The sequence below is a fragment of the Actinomadura spongiicola genome (assembly GCF_003432485.1).
Taxonomy (GTDB): Bacteria; Actinomycetota; Actinomycetes; order Streptosporangiales; family Streptosporangiaceae; genus Spirillospora; species Spirillospora spongiicola.
In genome coordinates, this window is sequence record NZ_QVNQ01000010.1 from 65,471 (window position 1) to 87,426 (window position 21,956).

Annotated in this window: 23 protein-coding genes; 9 read left to right on the forward strand and 14 right to left on the reverse strand. The window is 69.6% G+C overall.

The features are described from left to right. Position 1: 1 nt before the first annotated feature. The 9 genes from D0T12_RS27885 to D0T12_RS27925 all read right to left on the reverse strand — a co-directional run bounded on the left by D0T12_RS27885 (position 2) and on the right by D0T12_RS27925 (position 10,564). Positions 2–1,246, reverse strand: a complete 1,245-nt coding sequence (locus tag D0T12_RS27885; RefSeq protein WP_117403121.1) for a carboxylate--amine ligase — start codon at positions 1,244–1,246, stop codon at positions 2–4. Between the two features lie 220 nt (positions 1,247–1,466). Further along, on the reverse strand, positions 1,467–2,699 hold the full coding sequence (locus D0T12_RS27890) for a glycosyltransferase (protein ID WP_117403122.1): 1,233 nt from the start codon (positions 2,697–2,699) through the stop codon (positions 1,467–1,469). Continuing rightward, the gene (locus tag D0T12_RS27895; protein ID WP_117403123.1) at positions 2,683–3,804 is read right to left on the reverse strand and encodes a GNAT family N-acetyltransferase; all 1,122 of its coding nucleotides are present in this window, start codon (positions 3,802–3,804) and stop codon (positions 2,683–2,685) included. Before D0T12_RS27895 ends, D0T12_RS27890 begins: the two co-directional genes overlap by 17 nt. Continuing rightward, positions 3,801–4,457, reverse strand: coding sequence for a Wzz/FepE/Etk N-terminal domain-containing protein (locus D0T12_RS27900; protein ID WP_147339658.1), 657 nt, complete (start codon positions 4,455–4,457; stop codon positions 3,801–3,803). Before D0T12_RS27900 ends, D0T12_RS27895 begins: the two co-directional genes overlap by 4 nt. Further along, positions 4,441–5,574: a glycosyltransferase gene (locus tag D0T12_RS27905; RefSeq protein WP_233526324.1), complete on the reverse strand. Its 1,134-nt coding sequence runs from the start codon at positions 5,572–5,574 to the stop codon at positions 4,441–4,443. The genes D0T12_RS27900 and D0T12_RS27905 overlap by 17 nt, the downstream gene beginning before the upstream one ends. Beyond that, on the reverse strand, positions 5,571–6,263 hold the full coding sequence (locus D0T12_RS27910) for a polysaccharide deacetylase family protein (protein ID WP_233526325.1): 693 nt from the start codon (positions 6,261–6,263) through the stop codon (positions 5,571–5,573). Before D0T12_RS27910 ends, D0T12_RS27905 begins: the two co-directional genes overlap by 4 nt. After that, entirely contained in the window at positions 6,220–7,857 is a 1,638-nt protein-coding gene (locus tag D0T12_RS27915; protein WP_233526326.1) for a lipid II flippase MurJ, read from the reverse strand. Before D0T12_RS27915 ends, D0T12_RS27910 begins: the two co-directional genes overlap by 44 nt. Then, positions 7,854–9,146 (reverse strand): O-antigen ligase family protein, encoded by a 1,293-nt coding sequence (locus tag D0T12_RS27920; RefSeq protein ID WP_117403129.1) that lies wholly within the window; start codon positions 9,144–9,146, stop codon positions 7,854–7,856. Before D0T12_RS27920 ends, D0T12_RS27915 begins: the two co-directional genes overlap by 4 nt. Then, a complete protein-coding gene (locus D0T12_RS27925) occupies positions 9,143–10,564 on the reverse strand; it encodes a sugar transferase (protein ID WP_117403131.1) in 1,422 nt (473 codons plus the stop codon). The genes D0T12_RS27920 and D0T12_RS27925 overlap by 4 nt, the downstream gene beginning before the upstream one ends. A 523-nt stretch (positions 10,565–11,087) precedes the next feature. On the opposite strand from D0T12_RS27925, the gene D0T12_RS27930 reads away from it, so the two are divergent. Continuing rightward, positions 11,088–12,332 carry a L,D-transpeptidase gene (locus tag D0T12_RS27930; RefSeq protein WP_233526327.1) on the forward strand — a complete coding sequence of 415 codons (1,245 nt, stop codon included), beginning with the start codon at positions 11,088–11,090 and terminating at the stop codon, positions 12,330–12,332. A gap of 116 nt (positions 12,333–12,448) precedes the next feature. Here D0T12_RS27930 and D0T12_RS27935 read toward each other — a convergent pair whose 3' ends face one another. The 3 genes from D0T12_RS27935 to D0T12_RS27945 form a co-directional block, all read right to left on the reverse strand. Next, entirely contained in the window at positions 12,449–12,955 is a 507-nt protein-coding gene (locus D0T12_RS27935; RefSeq protein WP_117403137.1) for a hypothetical protein, read from the reverse strand. A gap of 726 nt (positions 12,956–13,681) precedes the next feature. Then, on the reverse strand, positions 13,682–13,963 hold the full coding sequence (locus tag D0T12_RS27940; protein WP_147339659.1) for a hypothetical protein: 282 nt from the start codon (positions 13,961–13,963) through the stop codon (positions 13,682–13,684). A 35-nt stretch (positions 13,964–13,998) separates the two neighbouring features. Beyond that, positions 13,999–14,442: an ATP-binding protein gene (locus tag D0T12_RS27945; RefSeq protein ID WP_158581655.1), complete on the reverse strand. Its 444-nt coding sequence runs from the start codon at positions 14,440–14,442 to the stop codon at positions 13,999–14,001. A gap of 109 nt (positions 14,443–14,551) precedes the next feature. Between D0T12_RS27945 and D0T12_RS27950 the strand changes: the two genes are divergently transcribed. The 5 genes from D0T12_RS27950 (at position 14,552) to D0T12_RS35015 (ending at position 17,634) form a co-directional block, all read left to right on the forward strand. Next, positions 14,552–15,361, forward strand: coding sequence for a DUF5753 domain-containing protein (locus tag D0T12_RS27950; RefSeq protein WP_117403151.1), 810 nt, complete (start codon positions 14,552–14,554; stop codon positions 15,359–15,361). After that, on the forward strand, positions 15,358–15,555 hold the full coding sequence (locus D0T12_RS27955; RefSeq protein WP_117403157.1) for a DUF397 domain-containing protein: 198 nt from the start codon (positions 15,358–15,360) through the stop codon (positions 15,553–15,555). The genes D0T12_RS27950 and D0T12_RS27955 overlap by 4 nt, the downstream gene beginning before the upstream one ends. Before the next feature lie 11 nt (positions 15,556–15,566). Next, positions 15,567–15,692, forward strand: coding sequence for a DUF397 domain-containing protein (locus D0T12_RS27960; protein WP_325050847.1), 126 nt, complete (start codon positions 15,567–15,569; stop codon positions 15,690–15,692). A gap of 438 nt (positions 15,693–16,130) precedes the next feature. Beyond that, positions 16,131–17,102, forward strand: a complete 972-nt coding sequence (locus D0T12_RS27965; RefSeq protein ID WP_117403159.1) for an AraC-like ligand-binding domain-containing protein — start codon at positions 16,131–16,133, stop codon at positions 17,100–17,102. 100 nt (positions 17,103–17,202) lie between these two features. Continuing rightward, on the forward strand, positions 17,203–17,634 hold the full coding sequence (locus tag D0T12_RS35015) for a hypothetical protein (RefSeq protein WP_147339660.1): 432 nt from the start codon (positions 17,203–17,205) through the stop codon (positions 17,632–17,634). 500 nt (positions 17,635–18,134) lie between these two features. Here the strand turns inward: D0T12_RS35015 and D0T12_RS27970 are convergent, their stop codons facing one another. Together D0T12_RS27970 and D0T12_RS27975 are read right to left on the reverse strand one after the other, a co-directional pair. Beyond that, positions 18,135–18,674: a DUF4360 domain-containing protein gene (locus tag D0T12_RS27970; protein WP_158581656.1), complete on the reverse strand. Its 540-nt coding sequence runs from the start codon at positions 18,672–18,674 to the stop codon at positions 18,135–18,137. Positions 18,675–19,118: 444 nt separating this feature from the next. Continuing rightward, positions 19,119–19,856 carry an SDR family oxidoreductase gene (locus tag D0T12_RS27975; RefSeq protein ID WP_117403169.1) on the reverse strand — a complete coding sequence of 246 codons (738 nt, stop codon included), beginning with the start codon at positions 19,854–19,856 and terminating at the stop codon, positions 19,119–19,121. Between the two features lie 132 nt (positions 19,857–19,988). Here D0T12_RS27975 and D0T12_RS27980 point away from each other — a divergent pair, with 132 nt between their 5' ends. From D0T12_RS27980 to D0T12_RS27990, 3 genes are all read left to right on the forward strand, one after another. Further along, on the forward strand, positions 19,989–20,357 hold the full coding sequence (locus D0T12_RS27980; protein WP_117403171.1) for a winged helix-turn-helix transcriptional regulator: 369 nt from the start codon (positions 19,989–19,991) through the stop codon (positions 20,355–20,357). 154 nt (positions 20,358–20,511) lie between these two features. Continuing rightward, the gene (locus D0T12_RS27985; protein WP_117403173.1) at positions 20,512–21,069 is read left to right on the forward strand and encodes an HAD domain-containing protein; all 558 of its coding nucleotides are present in this window, start codon (positions 20,512–20,514) and stop codon (positions 21,067–21,069) included. Positions 21,070–21,492: 423 nt separating this feature from the next. Continuing rightward, positions 21,493–21,939, forward strand: coding sequence for a MarR family winged helix-turn-helix transcriptional regulator (locus D0T12_RS27990; RefSeq protein ID WP_117403175.1), 447 nt, complete (start codon positions 21,493–21,495; stop codon positions 21,937–21,939). The last annotated feature ends 17 nt before the right edge of the window (positions 21,940–21,956 follow it).

Below are 21,956 nucleotides of genomic sequence, written 5' to 3' on the forward strand. Positions count from 1 at the left end.
TTTACGTGGTTCGGAGCCTTCCGACGGCGCGGATCACGCTCTGCCGTCCCATCGCGAGGAAGGGCGGCAGGTCGTCACCGGCGTACCAGGCGAGCTCGTCGGCCTCGCGCAGCGGGCGGAGGGTCTCGCGCAGCGGACGCGCCGTCACGCGCAGGGGGCGGGCCGCGGAGTGCCGGAGATAGTGGTTCTCCACCAGCAGGTTGCGGCCGGTGGCCGGGCTGACGTCGGGGACGCGGCGCCCCGACTGGTCGAGGTGCAGGGCGCGGACGAGGTCGAGGCCGTTCCGGTCGGTGAACAGGCGGAACTGCGCCCCGATCCGCGGGTTGAAGTCGAGCAGGTGGTAGCCGCCGTCGTCGACGTCCCGCCGGAAGTCGAGGTCGACGAGCCCGCGGCAGCCGAGGAGCCGGACGATCCGCACCGCGAGCCGTTCGAGTTCGGGGTTGGCGACCCATTCCCCGGCGACGGTGTGCCCGGCCTGCGGCGGGAACGCGAGGTGCTTGCGTCCGGTCGCGCCGAACAGGCAGTCGAGGGACTCGTCGAAGTAGCCCTGGAAGAACCAGTCGCCCCCGGCGGGCGGGACGCGCCGTTGCAGGATCAGCGGGCCCGCGTCGCCGTCCGGGTCGCGGTCGCGGGTCGCGGCGAACAGCCGTTGCGCCTCGCCGAGCGTCCGCACGAGCGTGGTGCTGCGCAGGCCGGGGCGGAGCCGCCACGGCCGCGCCCACTTGGCGATCAGCGGCAGGCCGAGCTCGGCCGCCGCCTCCTCCACCTCGTGGGCGGAGGTGGGCGTCAGGCTTCGCGGGCACTGGACGCCGTACCGGGCGCACGCCGCCACCAGCGACGACTTGTCGGCGACGCGGCGCGGGACCTCCGGGTCCTGGTAGGGGACGACGAAGCGGGGCGTCAGCGCGTCCGCGTGCTCGGCGATGAAGATCGCTCCGGCGTCGTCCATCGGTACGAGCAGCGCCGGGCCGCCGACCCGCTCGCCGATCATCCGCAGATGGCTGAGCAGCGCGGCGGGACGGGCGGCGGGCGGCGCCCACGGATGCCCGCGATGCAGGTAGCGGGACCGGGACGAGGGGTTCGCGCGTCCTTCCAGGATGGCGTGCACCGGCACTCCGGCGCGTCCGAGGCTCCGGATCACCCCGAGCGTCCCGTGGTGGAAGACGTTGCGGTCGGTGCGCAGCAGCAGGACGGGAAGGCCGGGGTCGAGCCGCGTCGTGGACGGGACGTGCGTGTCGAGGAACATGCGGTCAGCGGTTCCGTTCCAGCGGATGATGACGTGGCACGGCGACCTTCCTTGTCAATGAATTCTATCGTCGTCCGGCAGGGCCGAAATATTCGCCGAGGACGCCCAAGGACTTACGATACAAGTCCGAGCCGCGATCATCCATTCCAACAGACGTCCTTTCCCAAACCGAGAAAAAGGCGTGGACAACAAAAGCATCGGGCGCGTCCATTCCTTCCCGTTATTGTCGCATTCGCCGGGGAATTGCCGGTGGGCGTTCCTCGGGCATGCCATGACCGTCCGGGCGGGGTTCCACCGGCGGCCCGGCGAGACCGGGCGCGGCGACGTCGCGGGTGACGTCGGCCAGGTGCGCCATCGTCCGGGAGAGGTCGTAGGCGGCGGCAGCGGCGGCCGCCTCCCGGCCCTCCCGCTCCGCGACCCCGGGGACGAGGAGCCGCGCGGCGACCTCCGCGGCGAGCGCGGCGGGATCGTCCACGGGCACGAGCGCGCCGACCCCGGGCCGCACGACCTCCGCGATGCCGGGAATGTCCGTCCCGACGAGGGGGCGTCCGGTGGCGAGGGCCTCCAGCGCGGTCAGCGGCAGCCCCTCCCACCGGGACGGCAGGACGATGACGTTCGCCGCCGCCAGCCAGTCGCGCGGATCCCGCACGGCCGGGACGAGCAGCACGCCCGCCACGGGGTCGCGGCGCAGCGCGTCGAGGTCCTCGCCGCCGCCGACGATCGCGAGCCGCGCGGACGGGCACCGCGCCGTGACCTCCGGCCAGGCCGCGACGAGGACGTCCTGGCCCTTCTGCCTGGTCACCCGGCCGACGCAGACGGCGAGCGGCACGGCGGCGGGCACCCCGAGCCGGGTTCGGGCGGCGAGGCGGGCGGCGCCGTCGGCGGGCCGGAACCGGCGGCGGTCGACGCCGTTGCGGACGACCCGGAACGGCCCGCGCACGCCCGCGAGCGTCCCCGCGCTCAACTCCCCGACCCCGACGCACACGAGCGCGTCGGTCCACCGCGCCGCCGCCCGCTCCCACCGGAGGCTGAGGGCGCGCTGGCGTCCGGTGGCGGCGAGCCATGACCAACCGTGCGGCTGGAAGATCGTGGGCGTGCCGCCGGGACGGCCGAGCAGCCGTCCCGCGAGGCCCGCCTTCGAGGAGTGCAGGTGGACGACGTCCGGTTCGAAGCCCCGCACGAGGCGACGCAGGCCGAGCGCCTCCAGAGGGGTCCGGGGCCCGGGGGCGCGTCCGGCCTGCCAGGGGAACCACGGCACGCCCGCCGCCGCGCACCGCGCGGGCAGGTCCCCGCCCGGCGGGCAGGCGACCGCCACGTTCCAGCCGCGTCCGCGCTGGTCACCGGCCACCTGCCCGACGTAGACGGCGACCCCGCCCGCGTTCGGCTGGCTGACGTGCAGCACCCGAACCGGTGCCCCGGCGTCCGCCTGAGCCGTGTCAGCCGTGTCGGCCATGGCCCGCCCGCCGCCGCTCGGACAGGCGCGCCCGGGTCCGAGCGAGACCGGCGAACGCGGCGGCCGACGCCGACCGCCCGAGGATGATCCGCTGGTTCTGCACGAAGTCCGGCCGCCATTTCAGCTTGTACGGTTCGACGCCGCGCAGCAGGCTGACACCCTGCCGGTGCCGTTCCCGCGCGATGCCGAGGTCCTCGCGCAGCAGCATCAGCGAGACGTCCACGCGGGAGCGCAGGTCGGGGACCGCGCCGTACAGGTACGCGCCGACGTGGCGGTGCCCGATCAGGACGAGGTCGCTGGCGACGAGCCGGCCCCGCGACCGGTACTGGAGGACGGCGGCGCGCCCGTCGCGGACCATCCCGCTCGCGGCCTCGGCGAGGTGGCGGCCGAACCGTTCCCGCGTGTGCTCGGGGTTGATGGGGCGGCCCTGCCACTGCCGAACGTGCAGGTCCAGTAGCGCGTGGACGGCGTCCGCGACCCCGTCCGGCGGAACGGACTCCACCGTGAGGCCCTGCGCGTCGATCTTGCGGAGTTTGGCGCGCATCTTCCCGGCGGAGCGGCGCGGCAGCCGGTCGAGGATGTCGTCGATGCCGTCGACGGGCAGTTCCAGGCACATCGACGACGGCAGCCGCCACGCCCGGTGCGGCCACCGCGCCGCCACCAGGTGCGCCGCCGACCCGGGACGGACCTCGCGCAGGTCGACGGCGCACGTTCCGCGCTCGTCCAGCAGCGCTCTGACGAGGTGCCGGACGGCGCCGTCCGCGTACACGGGATCGAGGAGGAAGTCGGTGAAGTCGCTCTGCTCCGCCGCGAGCGGCACCAGGACCGGGAACCCGTGCCGGACGCCCGCCATCAGCGGCGCCGCCGCGACGAGCCGTCCCCGGCACCGGACCAGGACGAGCCGGAGCCGCCCACGTGTCCCGTACCAGCCCCACCACGCCTTGAGCCACTCGTACGTCTGGAACGGCGTCGCGGCGGGGCTGCGGTCGTACAGGTCGCGCAGTTCGTCGGCCGCGCCGATGAGCGACTGTTCGTCGCGGTGGACCTCCGCCGTCCAGTCGACCGCCGAAGGGGCGAGCCGGGCGGCGGGCACGACGGCCGTCACGACCCGACCTCCACGAGCCGGCGCGCTGACTCGGGCCGGTCCGCGCCGGTTCCGTCGCGTGGACGTCGCCGTCCGCTCAGCACGGCGGCGCTCAGCCCGGCGAGCAGCACGCCCGACGCGGTGCCGACTGCGAGACCGAGCGGCAGGTTCGGCGACGTCGGCGACGACGGCGGCACCGCGAGGCTCATCAGCGTGACCCGGACCCCTGTTTCGGCGCGGTGGGTCGTCCCGTACCGGACGAGCGCGTCGGCGGCGGCGTTGGCGAACCCGGCGGCGTCCCGGGACGTCCGCGCGCTGCCGGTGAGCCGGATCAGCGGCGTGTCCGGCGACGTGGACGCGCGGACGTGCCGGCGCGTCGAGCCCTTCTTGACCTTCGGGAGCGGGCGCGTGGAGTACCGGAGCGTCTCCGGCAGCGGCGCGAGCCGCCCGTACGCCTGCGCGAAGCTCACGGCGGCGGGGGCGGTCCGCCCGTCGCCGGTCTCCTCCACGACCAGCACGAACGCGTTCGCGGTGTAGGTGGTGGGCGCGAACAGCGCGTACCCGAGCCCGCCGAGGAGCCCGGCCAGGACGAACGCGATCGACACCCCGAACCGGCGCAGCGTCGCGGCGAGCGCGCCGCGCCTCCCCCCTCTGCCATCAAGTGGCGGCATCATGAGCCCTTTCTCGTGTCGGAACGGCCTCGGGCGTCTCGGCCCGGTAGAGCCGGGCGAGCCGGGCGGCCTGCTCGGCGATGGCGTAGCGGCCGACGACCGGTGGCACGAGCGCCCTGTCCCGGTTCGCCGCCGACTCCAGGACCCGCCGGAGTTCCACGGTCCAGGCCCGCACGTCGGTGGGCAGGCGCCGGGCGTCCGGGGCCTCGCCGGGCGGGAGGTCGTCGAGGGCCGGGCAGGCCGTGTAGCGGACGGGCAGCCCGGCGGCGAGCGCCTCCACGACCCCGAGCCCGAAGCTCTCCTGGACGGACGGCGCGGCGAGCACGTCCATCGCGGCCAGCGCGCCCGGCATGTCCGGCATGTCACCGGCGAAGGTCACCCGGTCGGCGACGCCGAGGGCCCGCGCGAGCCGTTCGAGCGGGTCCCGCATCGGGCCTCTCCCGGCGACCAGCAGCCGGACGCCGTCCAGCCTGGCGACCGCCTCGACGGCCAGGTCGAACCGTTTCGTGGGGACGAGCCGTCCGGCAACGCCGACGACCGGTTCGTCCTGCGCGATGCCGAGCCGCTGACGCGTGGCGGCGCGCCTTCCGGCGTCGAACGCGAACTCGGCGGGGTCGACGCCGTTCGGGATCACGACGATCCGGCCGGGCCGCACGCCCCAGCCGCGCAGCCGGGCCGCGACGGTCGGCGACACGGCGACGGTCACCGACCCGAACCGCTCGGTCGCCCGGTACAGCACGCGGACGCCGCGCGTCGTGGCACGTCCCTCGATGTGGCCGTCGCCCAGCGAATGCTCGGTCGCGACGACGCGGGACGTCCCCGCCAGCCGGGCCGCGACCCTGCCGTACACACACGCCCGGTACAGGTGGGTGTGGACGACGTCGTACCGTCCCCGCCTGATCAGCCGCACCAGCCGGGGCAGCGCCGCGAGGTCCCGGTTCCCGCGCATCCCGATCTCGTGGACGGTCACGCCCGCCCGCCGGATCTCCGCGCCGACCGTCCCCGCCCGCGTCAGCACCGCGACCTCGCACGCGACGGGAAGATGGCGCAGCAGCAGCGCGAGCTGCCGTTCCGCGCCGCCGCGCTCCAGCCCGGTGATCACGTGCAGGACCCGGGTCACACACGGCTCCGGTGCCGCAGCTCGTGCCGGACGACCTTCGCCCGGAGCCGCAGCGGCCCGTCCCGGTCGCCGACATAGGTGCGGGGCAGCGCGTGCCGCTGCGGTTCGTCGGGGCTGATGTCGCAGGCGTAGTCGTATCCGGCGGCCCGCACCGCCGCCACCTCCCGGGGCGTGGCGTGCCCGTAGGGGTAGGCGAACCCGGTGACGGGCCCCTCGACCAGCTCCTCCAGGGCGGCGCGGCTCTCCTCCAGTTCCTCGCGCAGCTCGGTGTCGTCCGTGCCGGGCAGGGAGACGTGGTGCCGTCCGTGCGACGCGACCTCGATGCCCGCGTCCGCGACGGTGCGGATCTGGTCGGCCGTCATGAGCGGTTTGCGGGGGCCGTCGTCCCACGCGTTGTAGGTGCCGATCCGTCCGGTGACGACGAACACCGTCGCGCCGAACCCGTACCGCAGCAGCACCGGGAGGGCCCGGGTCGCGAAGTCGGCGTAGCCGTCGTCGAACGTCAGCCCGACGAGGCCGCGTGCCCGTCCGGCGGTGTGCGCGTCCAGGTACTCGCGCATGCCGACACCGCGCAGTTCCTTCGCCCGCAACCACGCCATCTGCCGCGCGAACCGCGCGGGCGACACCGTCACCAGGTGCGGGTCCTCATCGAAATGGTCGACCGAGTGGTACATCAGCACCAGCGGCACCGGCCGGATCTCCTCCGCCGGACGCGCCGGCGCCGTCACTCTTGTCGGTTCGGTCGGCTGGCTCACTGCTCTCCCCCGATTCGGTTCTGCCACGACGAAATGAAGCGATGAGAAGGTCGGGTGCGATCAGGACGGTCAGCACCACGAAAGCCGCCCCTGTCACCACCCCGCCCACGGCGAGTTCCACGACCGCGCCGCCGTCGAACAGCGCGGCGGTGAACGCGCCGACACAGCACGCCCCGGCGGCCGCGAGCACGAGCCGGGACACGTCCACGCCGACCCGGCGCAGCGAGATCGGCGCGACGCCCGTGCGCAGCCCGGCCAGCAGCAGGACGGCGGCGAGCGTGATCCCGGCGGCGTTGGCGGCGGCCAGCGCTCGCGTCCCGGCGGACGCGACGAACACGCCGCCGATCACGGCCGTGACGGCGAGGCCCAGGCCCAGCACCAGCGCGGGCCGCCATGTCGGTCTCCGCTGCGCGAAGAACGCCCGCGCGGCGAGCCCGACGGCCGACTGCCCCCACAGCCCGAGCGCGTAGACGCGCATGATCGACGCGGTGCTGTCGGTGTCGGCGGACGTGAACTCCCCGTGCTCGAACAGCACCCTGACGATGGCGGGCGCGAACGCGATGAGGAACGCCGTCGCGGCCAGCACCATCGCGCTCGCGACCACGAGGTCCCGCTGGATCCGGCGGGCGACGAGCCGGGTGTCGCCGTCCGCCGAGGCCCGCGCGAGCCGGGGGAACGTCACCGTCACGATCAGCAGCGACAGGATCATCGGCACCTGCGCGACCTTCTGCGCGTAGTTCAGGTGGGAGATCGACCCGGCGGCCAGCCCGGAGCCGAGGAACCGCTCGACGAACACCTGCGCCTGCCGGGTGACCGTGTAGACGACGACGGGCGCGACGGCCGCGAGGCCCATCCACACCTCGGCCGTGTCCGGTGTGCCGCGTTCGTGAGGGGCTTCGCGGGGGGAGGCGCGCAGGCAGCGCAGGAACGCGGGCGCCTGAACCGCGATCATCAGAAAGCTGCCGCAGGCGACGCCGATCATGATGCTGGTGATCCCGACGACGCCGGACAGCCCGCCGATCACGGCGAGCACGCCCACGTTGTACGCGAGGTAGATCGCGGCGGGCGGCCCGAACCTGTGGTGGGCGCGCAGCGCGGCGCTCATGAACCCCGCGACACCGAACGTCAGCACGGTGATCGCCGTCAGCCGGACGCCCTGGACGGCCGGGCCCCGCTCGGTCAGGCCGGGGGCGAGAACGTCCACCAGGACGGGCGCGGCCACCATCAGCGTGACCGTGACCAGCGACAGTCCCAGGACCATGCGCGGCACCACCGTGCCGATGAGCGGACGCAGCCCGTCGCCCCTCGCGAGGAGCCGCGTGACGAGCGGCACCATGAGCAGGGCCATCGCGTCCTCGATGAGCAGCGGGGAGGCGGTCTCGGGGATCGTCCAGGCGACGAGGAACGCGTCCGTGCCGCCGTCGGCGCCGAACAGGTGCGCCACCGTCAGGTCGCGGGCGAACCCGAGGCCGGTCCCGGCGGCGATCAGCACCCCGGACAGCGCGGCGGCCCGTCCGATCGACGTCATGCGCGCACCGTCCCGAAAGCCCGTGCCGCCACCGTCCCGAGGACGATCGCGACGAGCGCGCATGTCGGCCCGCCCAGATCGGCGTACAGAAAGTTGACCAGCAGGAACGTCACCAGCGCGACGCTCGCGAGCCACAGCGGATCGCGGGCGCGGCGCCGCCGCCACAGCCCGGCGACCAGCACACCGACCAGCGCCAGGAGCCCGGCGAGACCGACCACGCCCTGCTCGGCCAGGAACAGCAGGTACTCGTTGTGCGGCGACAGGAGCGGCTGCCGGACGTACCCGTTCGCGGCGTCGGCGGTCTCGCTGCCCGACGACAGTTCGATGCCCGCGTAGGCGTCGCGGTAGGCCGGGAAGTTCTTCACCCCGACCCCGGTGAGGGAATTGTCCTCCCATATCCGGACGGCGGCGCCCCAGAGGTGGTAGCGGTCGGTCACCGACCGGTCCGGCTCGTGAATCGAGCCGACCAGGGACTTCGACCGGTCCACGACGGTCTGCGACCCGCCGCCCGCGACGGTGACCATCACGAACAGCAGCGCCGCGCAGCACGTCAGCACCTTGACGGCCGTCCACCGGTCGAACAGGACCAGGGCGAGGACGGCGGCGGCGCCGAGCGCGAGCCAGGTGCCGCGGCTCAACGCGACCGCCAGCGCGACGGCGAGCACCCCGAGCCCGGCGAGCGCGGCCACGACGGTGACGACGCCGCGTCCGGGGGCGGCCATCGCGAACGCGGTCAGCACCAGAAACGCGAACCCGACCACGATCGACATGGCCATGACGTCCAGCGACCCGAACGTCCCCACCGCCCGGACGGTCTGGCCGCCCATCGACGCGCCGTTCCCGGTGGCCGACTGCCAGATCCCGTACGCGGCCTCCCCGAGCCCGAGCCCGAGCAGCGACGCGCAGACGATCGTGAGGTCGCGGCGGTCCCGGACGAGCACGACGACGGCCAGCGGCACCAGCACGAAGATCTGTAAGTCGCGGACGAACCCGGGCAGGCTGGACGCGATGTCGGCGGAGCACACCGTGCTGATCCCGAGCCCGGCCACCAGCGGCCCGAACGCCAGGAACGCGGCACGCGGCAACACGACCCGCCTGGTGGCCAGCAGGAACGCGGCGGCCAGCACCAGCCCGGCGCTGGCGACGTCCCCGAACGTGACCTGCACACCCGGGCCGAACGACTCCGAACCGGGCGGCACCCCGACGCTGATCACGGCCGCGGCGACAAGCCAGCTCGGCCGCCGGAAGCTGACCAGCCGCCAGGGGAGGGGGAGCGCGGAGACCGTCATCCCGCGTCCCGGAGGATCATCGCCCGGACGGTCAGCAGCAGGATCTTCAGGTCGCCGGTGAACGTCCAGTGGTCGATGTAGTGGTTGTCGAGCCGGGCGCGCAGCTCGATGGACGTGTCGCCCCGGAACCCGTGGATCTGCGCCCATCCCGTCAACCCGGCGGGCACCCGGTGCCGCAGCGAGTATCCGGGGCACGTCCGGGAGAACTGCTCCACGAAATGCGGCCTTTCCGGACGCGGCCCGACCAGGCTCATATCGCCGCGAATGACGTTCCACAGTTGCGGAAGCTCGTCCAGCGACGTGGCCCGCAGGAATCGCCCGACCTTTCCGACGCGTTCTCCGTCGACCGTCCAGCGGGTGTCGGACTCGCTCTCGTCGACCGGCCGCAACGTCCGGAACTTCAACAGGACGAACTCCTTGCCGCCGAGCCCGACGCGCCGCTGCCGGAACAGCACACCCGGGCCGTCCGACCGCACCGCGACGGCACACGCCACCAACACCGGCGAAGCCAGCAGAACCAGCAACGACCCGACCACCACGTCGAGCAGCCGCTTCGCGAACCTGGCGGACGGCTCCCGCAGCCCCCACCCGACCCGCGCGCAGGTCAGCCCGGCGAGCTGTTCCCGCCGCGGCGTCGGCACCGGCACCATGTCCGACGGCGGCCGGACGAGCAGCGTCTCGCACGGCAACCCGAACGAGACGTGCAGGACCGTTCCCAACTGCTCCGGCTGGACGTCCTCCGCGACCACGACCAGCACATCGACCCCATGCCGCTCGACAAGCGCGGGCAGATCGGCGGTCTCCCCGAGCAGCGGCGCCACGGGCTCCCCTTGAACCCCGGCCGCCACCTGCCCGACCGCGGCGAGCCCGAACTCCCCGCGATCCCGCAAGATCCCCACGAGCTGGGCGGACGTCCCACCGGTCCCGACGACCAGCACGGGCCGCGCCCACGACCGGCGAAACCGGTACGTCCTGACCGCCGCGTTCACGAACGCCCGGACACCGAGCGCCGACCCCCCGGCCACCACCATGATCCACAACCAGGCGACGGCCGCGTCCCGAACCGCGCCCAGCAACAGCACCGCCGCGCCCACGCCCGCCGTGCGAACGAGCACCCGCGGCGCGTCGGCCAGCAGCGACGGGCTCCGGCGCACCCGGTACAGCCCACCGGCCGCGTTGCACACGATGATCGCCACTGCCGCCGCGCCCGGGAGCACCGCGCCCGGCACCGGCCGCAGCGCCGCCACCGCGACCGCCATCGCCCAGCCGTCCGCCACGGCGACGCACGCCGGGCCAAGCACGCCCAGCGCCCGCGCGCCCGCCCCGCGATAGGGAACGACCGGCGCGACGACCGCGGCGCCGGAGGTGAGATCGGACGCACCGGAGTCGATGGAGGGACTCAGCCCCTGGGTACTCATCGCGCGTCCCTTCACCAGGATGCCCCGGCGTTGAAGCCGGGGAGGAACCCGGACTCCGCCAGGACCACAAATGAACTCGACCGCCGCGAAGCGTCGGACTTCCCGCCTTTCACCAGGTGCTCCGACAAGGACCGGCACGGCGGCCACAATCCAGCATCGCGCGCCCCCGCACGCGGATCGCCGCTTTTGACCGCCGCCTTCCCAATCTTGAATAGAAGATCAAGACCGGGCCCCCGGCCTGCGGAAACACCTCCGGAAAACACCATCACCGCGCCAAAGCCAACACCCACCCTCAGCGGCATTTCCACCTACGCCGGAATTCCGCTGTTTTCCGCCGAACGCCCGACACGAAGCGCGACAGATCGCCGAACCGGTCCCCCGAGGTCGCCCTTCGCGGGACAATGGACCCCATCGGACGTGTCGACCCGCCCGCCCCGCCACCGAGCGGGCCGGAACACCAGGCCCGTTCCGTAAGCGATCTTGTTGCCGGGGCGCGGGCCCGGCGGGCTGACGAGGGAGAGCGGTGCGAGGCAAGGCGTTGGCGATGGCGCTGGTCCTGGGGCTGGCGACGGCATGCGGCGGAGGCGGCGGCGACGGCGGCGGCGGCGGGGGGACGACCACGAAGGGCGGCGACGAGGGCACCCCACAGGTGACGATCACCCCCGCGAACGGCGACGGCAAGGCCCGTCCCGACACCGGCGTGACGGTCAAGGCGTCCGGCGGAACACTCGGCCGGGTCTCGGTGAAATCGAAGGGAGCCGACGTCCCCGGCGCCCTGTCCGACGACAAGACCACCTGGCGCTCCACCTGGACCCTGAAACCCGGCGGCTCCTACGAGGTGTCGGCCACCGCGACGTCCCCCACCGGCAAGACCACCACGGCGACCAGCGCGTTCCGCACCAGCCGCGCCACGGCCGCCACCCGGATCAACAACGTGGTCCCGAGCCAGAACGAGACCGTCGGCACCGGAATGCCGGTCTTCGTCCAGTTCACCAAGGCCGTCCCCGACAAGGCCAGGGCCGCCGTCGAGCGCAGCATCGAGATCTCCTCGACAACACCCACCGAGGGCTCCTGGCGCTGGCTCTCCGCCGGAGAGTCCTTCAACGGCCTCCCCTCGGTGGTCTTCCGCCCCGCCCGCCCGTGGAAGCCGCACCAGAAGGTCACCGTCACCGTCCATTACGCGGGCCTGAAGATCGGCGACAACGTCTTCGGTGACCGCGACGTCACCCGCACCTTCCGGATCGGCGACTCCCACACCGTCAACATCAGCGCCAAGACCCACCGCGCGGTCGTCAAGAAGAACGGCCGCGTCATCCGCACCTGGCCGGTCAGCCTCGGCAAGGGCGGCGACGTCCAGCGCGACGGCGTCGACCACCTGATCACCACCAGCGGCGTCCACCTCACCATGGACCGCAGCCGCCTGGAACGCATGCGCCCGCCCGGCAAGAAGAAGGGCGACCCCGGCTGGTACGACGAACAGGTCCCGTGGGCGACCCGCATCTCCAACAGCGGCGAGTACATCCACCAGAACATGGACGACCCGTCCTGCCTGGGCCGCCGCAACTGCAGCCACGGCTGCGTCCGCTCCCCGTCCGCCGACGCGAAATGGTTCTACGACTGGTCCTACCGCGGCGACATCGTCACCATCACGGGAACCAAACGCCCCCTCACCTGGTGGAACGGCTGGGGCTACTGGCAACTCCCCTTCACCAAGTGGACCAAGGGCAGCGCCCTCGGCAAACCCACGACCACCACCCGCCTCCCCTGATCACCGCGAAGTACCCACCCATTTGGGTGACTTGGCGGGCTCGGGTCTGGGCGAGTCGGGGCACTCACCGCCGCGCGGTGGGTGAGCGTCCAAGCGCCAATGAAGGGCGGGCGGAGTCAGCAGCGGGCCGCGGTGAGTCTGATGCGCCAGATGGGATACCAGTCGATTCCGTTCCGCAGGATCCCCGCCGGGACACAACCGACCTGGCTGCCTTCGACGTTGTCGTATCGTGCCGCCGCACCGTCCACCTGGTTGTTGGCGAAGCTTCCCTTACCGAGCCAGTAGCTCAGCGAGTAGCTGCCGTATTTGTAGAACTTGAAAACGTGGGCGCCGCTCGAACCGGGCAGGGCGGCGCAGGCGTATTGAGAGGGGCAGGTGAAGGTGCCACCGTCCTTGACGAACTCTTGCGCAACGGACGGTGACGTCGATGGCGGGGCGAGCACCGAGACTAAGGCTTGTTGAGTGACGTGCACGGTGTACACGCCGTGGGCGTGGGATGTGATGGTGACCGCTCCAAAGACACCGGTGATGGGCGCCGCGTGCGCGGACGCCGTGGTGGCGCTGCCGATCAAAATGACGGCGGCGCCTCCGATGGTGATGGCAGCCTTACGGGAGCCTTTCATGGCCTCGTTCCTCCTTTGGACGCGCGTCGTCCAGGCGCGCTCCTCTAACTGGCCTAGGCGAATGCCAGAAACTGATCTTCACAGGTTTGACTGTGGCTGTAAAGGAGCGTATCAGGTGACGCGTGGTGATGATTTTTACACCAACCGTGATCGCCGCAGCCCGCGCATTACAGGAAAAGGCGGCGGATTTCCTCCGGCGCCTGAATTCTGGCCCGCAGCGGTCGGTGGACGCGACATGGTCCGGCCGGAGGCGTCCGTTCAGGGAGGGGTGGGGTGTGCTTGTGGGGCGGGCGTGCTTCCCGTGGCGCGCGCAAGGTTCTCGGTGCCCTCATCGGGCCGGTTCGCGCCCAGGCCGGAGACAGGTGCCGATACGCCGGGCCTGGCGGGTCACCCGGCTAGATACCGGCCAGCGAAGACACCTGGGTCGGCATCATCACCGGCACCCAGTGGGGACCTCTCCCAGTCAGCCTTCAATATCTCCCCCATCCTCCCCACCGGATCGAACCTGAATGAGAGATGATCGCCGAAAGAGATGTCCTTTCTCCGGAGCAGGGCCTGGAGGGCATCAGCCCTTGCCAGGCGAAGGATGTGGTGGGCTGCCCGTTTCTCCCGCTGTCATCCACGGTCACCCGTGGTCATCCTCGGCACAGACCGCTACGCAGAAGAGCATCACCATTGATCGTCCAGCCTTGGTCAGGCCCGATCGTCCTCGACCTCTTCTGGCGACTACCAGGTGGACGGGTACATGCGGCCCTTGAGGAGTAGGTCGATCTGCTCCGCCGCCGCCCTGGCGTCCCCGCACGGACACAGGTAGGCGGCCTTCCGCACGTCGTAATAGCCCCAGAGCCCCCGGGCACAGACCCGCACGTCGACGACGATTCCGACATCGTCGGCGACGCCGCTCGCGTACACCCAGAGCAGCGGCCTGGGGAACTCGCGCCCGTACAACTTCACGCACCGCCACCCGCGCACTCTGACCGCGAGCGCCAGCACGTCCAGGTACCGCACGGCGGTCCTCCGCCTCCGCCACGTCCACCACCGGCTCAACACGCGACCGCCGCCCACACCCACTTCCCGACCGGCGGCGTCACCTTGACCCCGCAGCCGGACGCGAGCGCCTGGACGATCTGAAGCCCACGCCCACCTTCCTCACATCCCGGCTCCAACGCCCAGGCGTCGCCATCCACGTCGTCGAGGGTCATCTCCACGACCGGTCGCGCCACCGGCATCCCCTCGCTGGGATCCCACACCGCCACCACGACGGCCCCGGCCTCCCGAGTGAGCTTGACCCAGATTTCCCGGTCCAGCGCACTTTGCACCGCATTGGCGACCAATTCACCGGCAACCAGAAGCACATCCCCGGCGACCCGCTCCAGCCCCCACTCCGCAAGCCGGAACCCCACCAACGACCGCACCATCCCCGGCACGGTCACGTCCGCCCGACAAGAAATGTCCAACTCGCCCGCCTGCACCACTTTCGCCACCATTTCCCCCTCCTCCTTTCTTTGCATTCTTCGAACAAGCGTGGCGCCAGTGAGCTAGCTTGTCGCTATTCCGTGAAAGACCCGGAAGTCGAATGAGAGGGGCGTCAGCAGGATGAACGTCAACGAGCCACCTGACCCGAGACTCAACCTCTGGGCGACCATCGCGTTCTACCTGCGGTTTTTCCGCACACAGCACGGCCAGACCGGCGACATCGTCGCGCGCTGGCTCAACCGATCCCGCTCCTCGATTTCCAGACTCGAGAGCGGCGAATCACAACTCAAGGAGAGCGAAGCTGCGATCTTGGACGCGAAGTGGAGTACAGGCGGCCTGTTCGGGATTCTGTTGTGGTTTGCCCGGTTGGGACACGATCCCAACTGGAACAAGAACTACCTCGGCTTCGAGGAGCGCTCCTCCGAAATCCGCATGTACGACGGCCAGGTGATCCCCGCAATGTTCCAGACGCCCGAGTACGCGCGTGCACTGCTCATGGCTGGTCGACCTAAGAACCTGGGAAAGGCCGTCGAGGCTCGCATGGCACGTCAAGCGATCTTGCACAAGCCGGACGCGCCCGAAGTCTGGGTCTTGTTGGCGGAGACGGCGCTAGGCCCGCACGTAGGCGGCCCCCACACGATGCGTGAGCAGATCGCCTACCTGCTCCAACTTTCACAGCTTCCGAACGTGATCTTGCGCATCGTTCCAAACGGTGCAGGAGCCAACGAGGGACTGGACGGACCGTTCAAGGTACTAAAGGTCAAGGAGGGGGAGATCGGATTCCTTGTAGCCCCCAACGGGGGCCGACTAGAGTTGGACTCTGAAGAGGTGGCAAGCCTGCGTAACAGGTTCGACCGGATCGGTGCCGTAGCCCTTCCCGTGGAGTTGTCGCGGGTGACGCTCAGAGACGCGATGGAGAAACTAAGATGACGCTTCCGCCTGCGTGGCGCAAAAGCAGCCGAAGCCCAGAGGGCACCAACGAAGATTGCGTGGAACTCGCGCAACTCCCCACCGGCATCGGCATCCGCGACAGCAAGGCCCCCCACAGTCCCCACCTCACCCTCACCCCCGCAGCCTTCACCAACCTCTACACCCAGGCGAAACAGGGCAAGCTGGACCTTTGACGGAGCAAGCCGTGACCACATGGCGGCAGTCCAGCTACAGCGGCGAGACCGGAGGCGAATGCGTCGAGGTTGCCGCGCTCCCGGCGCCATCGCCATACGAGACAGCAAGGTTGCTCTTGGTCCACGAATCACCCTGACTCCCAACGCCTTCGGGGCTCTCCTCGCTCAGGCAACGGGGCGAGTTCGGCGAGGCCTGCGTTGAGGTGGCCGCTGCGCCTGAGACCATCACCTTCTTGGCGGGTGCGGCTCGTTCTGGAGACGTCTCTGCCCAGCTCAGCCTTGTGGGTGGGGGCAGGTGGTGGTGACCTGCTCGGGCTGCTTGTCTATTCGGGCGAAAGGGGCGTCGGTGCGGGTGGATGGCGGGCGCATTCGTGATCGCGTCCCTGGTGAATCCTACGAATCGCAACTGATCACAGCGTGAGAGCGGCGGGTGGGGCACCGGTCTGGTGGCCGGAGCGGTGGTTTGACACTCACCAATTGCGGTTGGGGGCGGCAAGTTCTGGTCAGTGAACTGGTGGTTCTGCTTTGGTGTATAGAGCATCTCCGAAGAGCCGCTCTACACCAGGAGTGCAATCATGACGACGCTTCGTTTGACAACCGACGATCTGCCTCCGACTGATCGCTTTCCGTACTGGTACGACGTGGCGCTGAGTACGCAAGTTCCTTGCTACCTCCGCAACCCGAAGGTTGCCGACTTTCATGCTTCCCTGGACGCCGTGAACCTGGGCGAGGTACAGATCTCGCAGCTGAAGGGCGCGCCGATGCAGTCGTTTCGCACGGCCAAACTGATCCGGTCGGGTGACACCGAGCGCTATGAGCTCTTCTTCGTACTCCATGGAACCATCGGGATAGCCACGAAGGATCACCGATCGATGCTCGAACCCGGGCAGTCCGTGCTTCTGGACACCCATCGCCCCGCGGAAGGCTGGCAGGAATCCCGGTACGGGCGGGTACTGATGGTCGGTTTTCCTCGTACCGCGCTACGGCTGCCCACTCGTGCGATCGACGACATGATCCCGGGCTCGCTGGACGTGCGAACCGGGCTGGGGGCGGTACTGCTGAGCCATCTACAGCAGGTGCTGCGCCAAGCCGATACCTACACCAACGCGGACCGGTCGGCACTGGCCAAGACCACCCTCGACTTGACCGCGGCCGCCTTTGCCCACCGGCTGGACATCGAGAACACCGTCAACAATGCCACCAGGCGGAAGGTGCTGCTGGCCGAGATCTATCACTTCATCGATCAACAGCTCGCCGATCCCAACCTCTCACCGGCCGCCATCGCCGCAGCTCATCGCATATCGGTCCGCTACCTCTACAAGCTCTTCGAATCCGAGGATATGACCATAGGCGCCTGGATCCGGCGCCAACGGCTACAACGCTGCCACCGCGATCTCGCCGACCCCCTACTGGCCGCACGCCCCGTGCACGCCATCGCCGCTCGCTGGGGAATCATCGACCGCGCCCACTTCACTCGCATCTTCCGCACCGCCTACGGCATGACACCCGGTGAGTTCCGCCAGACCGTCCACAGTGCCACCGGCTGAGTGCACTGTGCCCCACACAGAGTGCACTCCTCGACAACGACACGCCCAGCCGCCGTTTGCCACACTCCCCTTAAATGCCCAAACTCACATGGGAGGAAAAGTGGCACGAAAGTCCATGCAAGCTCTCACCATCACCCTCACCGTCGCAGGACTCGGTCTGGTGGCGTCCGCCGTCCCGGCGAACGCCTCGCTCTCCAGATCGGAGAACTTACCGTCGATCGAGAGTGACCAACCGCCGAACCGGACACCATCGAACATCAATCTGAACTGCGACGTTTCCCCCTATACCAATGGCCCTGGCGGTGCCACCGTCGATAAGGAGATCTGGCTCAGGAACGGTCCCGGCGCAGGTTGCCAAAGCGTGACCGCAACGCTCCGCAAAGGCACGCGACTCGGCGGCTGGTGCTACGACTACAGTAATTCGAACAACCTGTGGTACTACGTCAGCGTCGGAGGCGCGGCTCCACATGGTTGGATCTACGCAAACAACGTCACAGACGTAAATCCGATCACCACCCGCTGCCGGTACTAGGCATGCGTTGATCGGCTTGTGATTCGCGTTAGCGCGGGCGTGGACTCCATTGCTGCCCGGGGGCCGGCAGTTGCGAATGGAGTCTCGCCGGGGGCTGCGTTACGCGAGCGTCTTGGCGTTCGACCGATCGCGTCTCACTCGGATTCCTGAGCGTGATTCACGCCAGATATCGAGCGAAAGCGCCGGTGCTCCACTGTTAGGGGCACCGGCGTTGCGTTTGGTCGGCGAAGGGATGGGCGGCCACAGGACTGTTGTGAGATGAGTTGCGCTGGCGAAGACATCCCGGGAACGCCTCGACGTCGGCCAGGACGTCTCAAGGGGCGGGGCGCGTCCCGGACGTCCTCGATCGCGTCGAACAACAGGAGGGTGTCCACCACGCCAGGGCACCGACGGCATCGAGTCGTCGGGTCCTGGCCTTCGTGGCGATTCGTCGTTGGGCATGAGAATCAGTGCGGGGGACGCTGAGCTGGTTGGAGGCAGAGGGGCGCCGGGCCCGCCGTTCACCGGGGTCGGGATGGCTCCGGGCACTCTTTCCAGGCGAATTCATAGAGGTCGTCGTTGGGCAGTTCCAGGAAGTTCTTCCTGGACTTGTCCGAGCTGTCGACGAGCAGACTCGTCTGGATGCGGATGAGGCGATCCTCGCCGCACGGTTTGTACCACGGTTCGGTGTCTGCGGGCGGAAGTTGCTGGACCCCCTTGAACGGGCCGTTGAGCCTCTCCCATCTAATCGGCACGCCTTGATCGCCCGTGAAGAAGATTCGCGATGTCAGATCGGCTGAGCCATCGGACCCCAACTGTCCACGAACGGTGTAGGTCACCGGCCTGATGGCGAAAGTGTGGCTCGACGGAATCTGGTAATCAAGGAAGAGGTCACAATCCTTCCGGAAGTCATCTGGAGCTGAACCGGGGCCGGTCTTGGCGACCATCGAACCCAGCCCGACGGTGAATCCGGTGTGGTCCTTCTTAAGGGAGAACCTTACTTTTGCAGCCGGTCCGGGCGGGCATCCTGTACCGGAGTACTGCCTCACCTCCAGGGTCATCTCCCCGGGCGGGAGCGGGTCGGCGGATGCCGCGGTGGAGGCCGGGCAGGGCAGGACGAGAGTGGCACTCAGGGCCACGAGCATCGTGCGTCCGGAATTCATCATTGGGCAGCACTCCAGGCCAGGCGTGAGCGAAGGCCGTGCCGGTGGCCGGTACAGCCGCGATGATCCTGGCGCCAGGAATCCACGGTCAGACTAATTCCGATTACCAAACAATGTCAATGTTGATTTCGTTCTGTTTCCTTTCACCTTTTAACTTGAGGGGCGCGGTCCGGAGTCGAACCGGGATGGGCAGATCTCAGGCGCCGCCTACAGCCCCGGTCAGGCGGACAGCACGGCGATCCACACGCACAACCTGACCACGCCCAGCCCGGTCACGCTGACTACGCTCCTCCGCCTCTGCCACTCGGGCACGGCGTCACGAACAACGCTTCTGCGTAGGCGCTAGGCCTTTATTAGTTGGTGGCCGCCGTCGACGAAGATGTGAGCGCCGGAGACGGCGCGGAATCCTTCGTCGGTGAGCGTGACGATGAGTGCCGCGACGTCGTCGGGTTCGGTGATCCGACCGAGGACGGAGTTCTCGGCGATGAATGTGTCGCGTTCCGAATCGCGGATCGCGCGGGTCGCCTCGGTGTTGACCAGGCCGGGAGCGACGGTGTTGACGGTGATCCCGTGGCGGCCCGCCTCGGCCGCGACCTGGCGGGCGAAGGTGTTGAGGGCCGCTTTCGCGGTGGCCTGCGAGAGCGCGCCCGGCATGATCGTGTTGGCGAGCACGCTCGAAACGTAGACGATCTGTCCTGACCGCTGCTCACGCATCAACTCCAGGGCTCGCTGGGTGATGTGGAAGACGGCCGCAAGTTCGCCTATGACCTTGTCCGAGAAGTCCGTCCAGCTCATCGCGCTCGGCGGGGCGAAGGTGGGGGCGATGTTGGCGTTGCAGACGAGCAGGTCGATCCGGGTCCCGGTGGCGATGAGGTCGGCGACCTCGGCCGGGTCGCGGACATCGGCCCGCACGGCCTCGGCCGTACCACCCGCCGACTCGATATCGGCGACCACCGCTCGCGCCGCGCTCTCGTTGCGGTGGTAATTGACGATCACGTGGTATCCGCGCCTGCCCAGGCGGGCCGCGGTCGCTGCGCCGATTCCACGGCTCGCACCGGTGATCAATGCGGTCGGGTTCATGTGCTTCCTCCGTGTCGAGGGCTGCGTGCTCGATGAACGTACGGAGGCTGCTAACTTTTGGAAAGTACATACCTTTAGGTAAGCCCATGAGGTTCCGGGTGGTTTCCAGATGAGAAGAGGGCGACCAAAGAGATGAGTGACGCATTTCATGTCGACTGCCCGGCGCGCGCCGTCCTCGAGCATGTCACCAGCCGATGGGCCACATTGATCCTGACCGGACTGCGTGACGGGCCACTGCGGTTCTCAGAGCTGCGCGCCAGAATCGAGGCCATCAGCGAGAAGATGCTGTCCCAGACCCTCCGCACGCTGGTGGAGGACGGCCTGATCGCCCGTACGGTGCACCCGTCGACACCCCCGGCGGTCAGCTACCGGCTCACCGAACTCGGCGACGGCCTGACACACCTGCTCCACGGACTGATGACCTGGATCGGCGAGCACGCGGACGACGTCCAGGCCGCACGAGCCACCTACCGAACAGGCGCGTCGCTCGCGGGGCGGTGACGCACACGGCCCACCTCATCTGGTTCGGGTTGCGGCGCCCCCTTGGCGTGCTCGGCGTCGTCGCCGTCGTCCGGACCTGGCCTCGCACAAACGGGTCCCGCGCGATGGCCACTACCGCGCACCCCACTGGGACGTCCGTCGATATCGTGCATCCGTGACCGAAGCCGCACAGGGTCCGCTGCTCTTCCTCGACGTTGACGGTCCCCTCATCCCCTTCGGGGCCGCATCACATCACTATCCGACCTACCAGGCGGTCTCGTCGCCGCAGACCGAGGCGAATCCGCTCCTGGACAGGATCAATCCCGAGCACGGGACCCGTCTGCTGGCGCTCCGCTGCGAACTGGTCTGGGCCACCAGTTGGCTGGACGACGCGAACGAGTGCGTCTCACCACGCCTCGGTCTGCCCAGGTTGGTGACAGTGACCTGGCCGAACGCGCCGGAGACCGAAATGCACGACGAACGTGACGGCTTGCATTGGAAGACCCGCACCCTCGTCGCCTGGGCGGCCGGACGCTCATTCGCCTGGATAGACGACGAGCTCACCGACAGAGACCGTGCCTGGGTATCCGCACATCATCCCGGCCCGGCCCTCCTTCACCGCGTCAACCCGAGCAGGGGCCTCACCGAGGACGACTATCGCATTCTCCAGGAGTGGCTACGCATGAACACCGGCTCGGCGGTCGACCTTGGCAAGCCGCACGAACCAGAATGACGGACAGGTTCGCTACGGGTGGCCCCCATGGCCCTTCGCCCCTCTGAACATTGGCGTCGACTTGTCGCCGAAGAAGCTCGACAGATCGCCTCAGGCCGGCTTGACGCCGAATGCGCGTCATCCGCGGAGCTTTTCCCAGAAGCCATTCTCGGCGAGCGACTCTTCGATGTACTCACAGAGCCGTTCGCGTTCGTCGTTGACCTTGTTGAGGGCAAGGCCGAGGCGATGGACGCGACCGAACCAGCACGATCCCACCACTGGCAATCGATACACCGAGGTCCTGGCCGTCCCGCAGCGTTGCCCCGCGGCCACGGATGAGTGCAGCGGCTCGGCTTTCCGAGGCTGCCCAGTCGTCGGGCACCGCGCCCACCGGTCGGGACATTGGTCGTCCGGAGGGCGGGGAGACTGCGGGACACTGGGACGGTGACCTCCGAGAACGGCCGTCCGAGGCCGCCCGTCGCGAGCACCTCCATCGTGGTGCTGTCGCTGGCGCGGCGGATCGAGAGCGAGCTCAACACCGTTCTCGCACCGCTGGGGCTCACGGTCGGCAGGCTCGGGTTGCTCGGCCACATCGCCGCCGTGCCGGGAGCGTCGTTCAGCGATCTGGCGCGAATGTCGGGAATCACCGTGCAAAGCGCGCATGGGGCCGTGAAGGCGCTCGTCGCCGCGGGGCTCGTGCGTGACCACAACGCCCGCGCGGGGTCGGCCTCGACGATCGAGCTGACGGAGCAGGGGCACGAGCTGCTGGACGCGGCGCAGCGCGCGGTGGCCGAGGTCGACGAGCGGGTGTTCGGCCCGGACTCCCCCCGCGCGCATCAGCGGATCGGGGACGCGATACGCACCGCGTTCGCGGACCCGGCCACCGACTGACCTGCCAGAAGACGGCA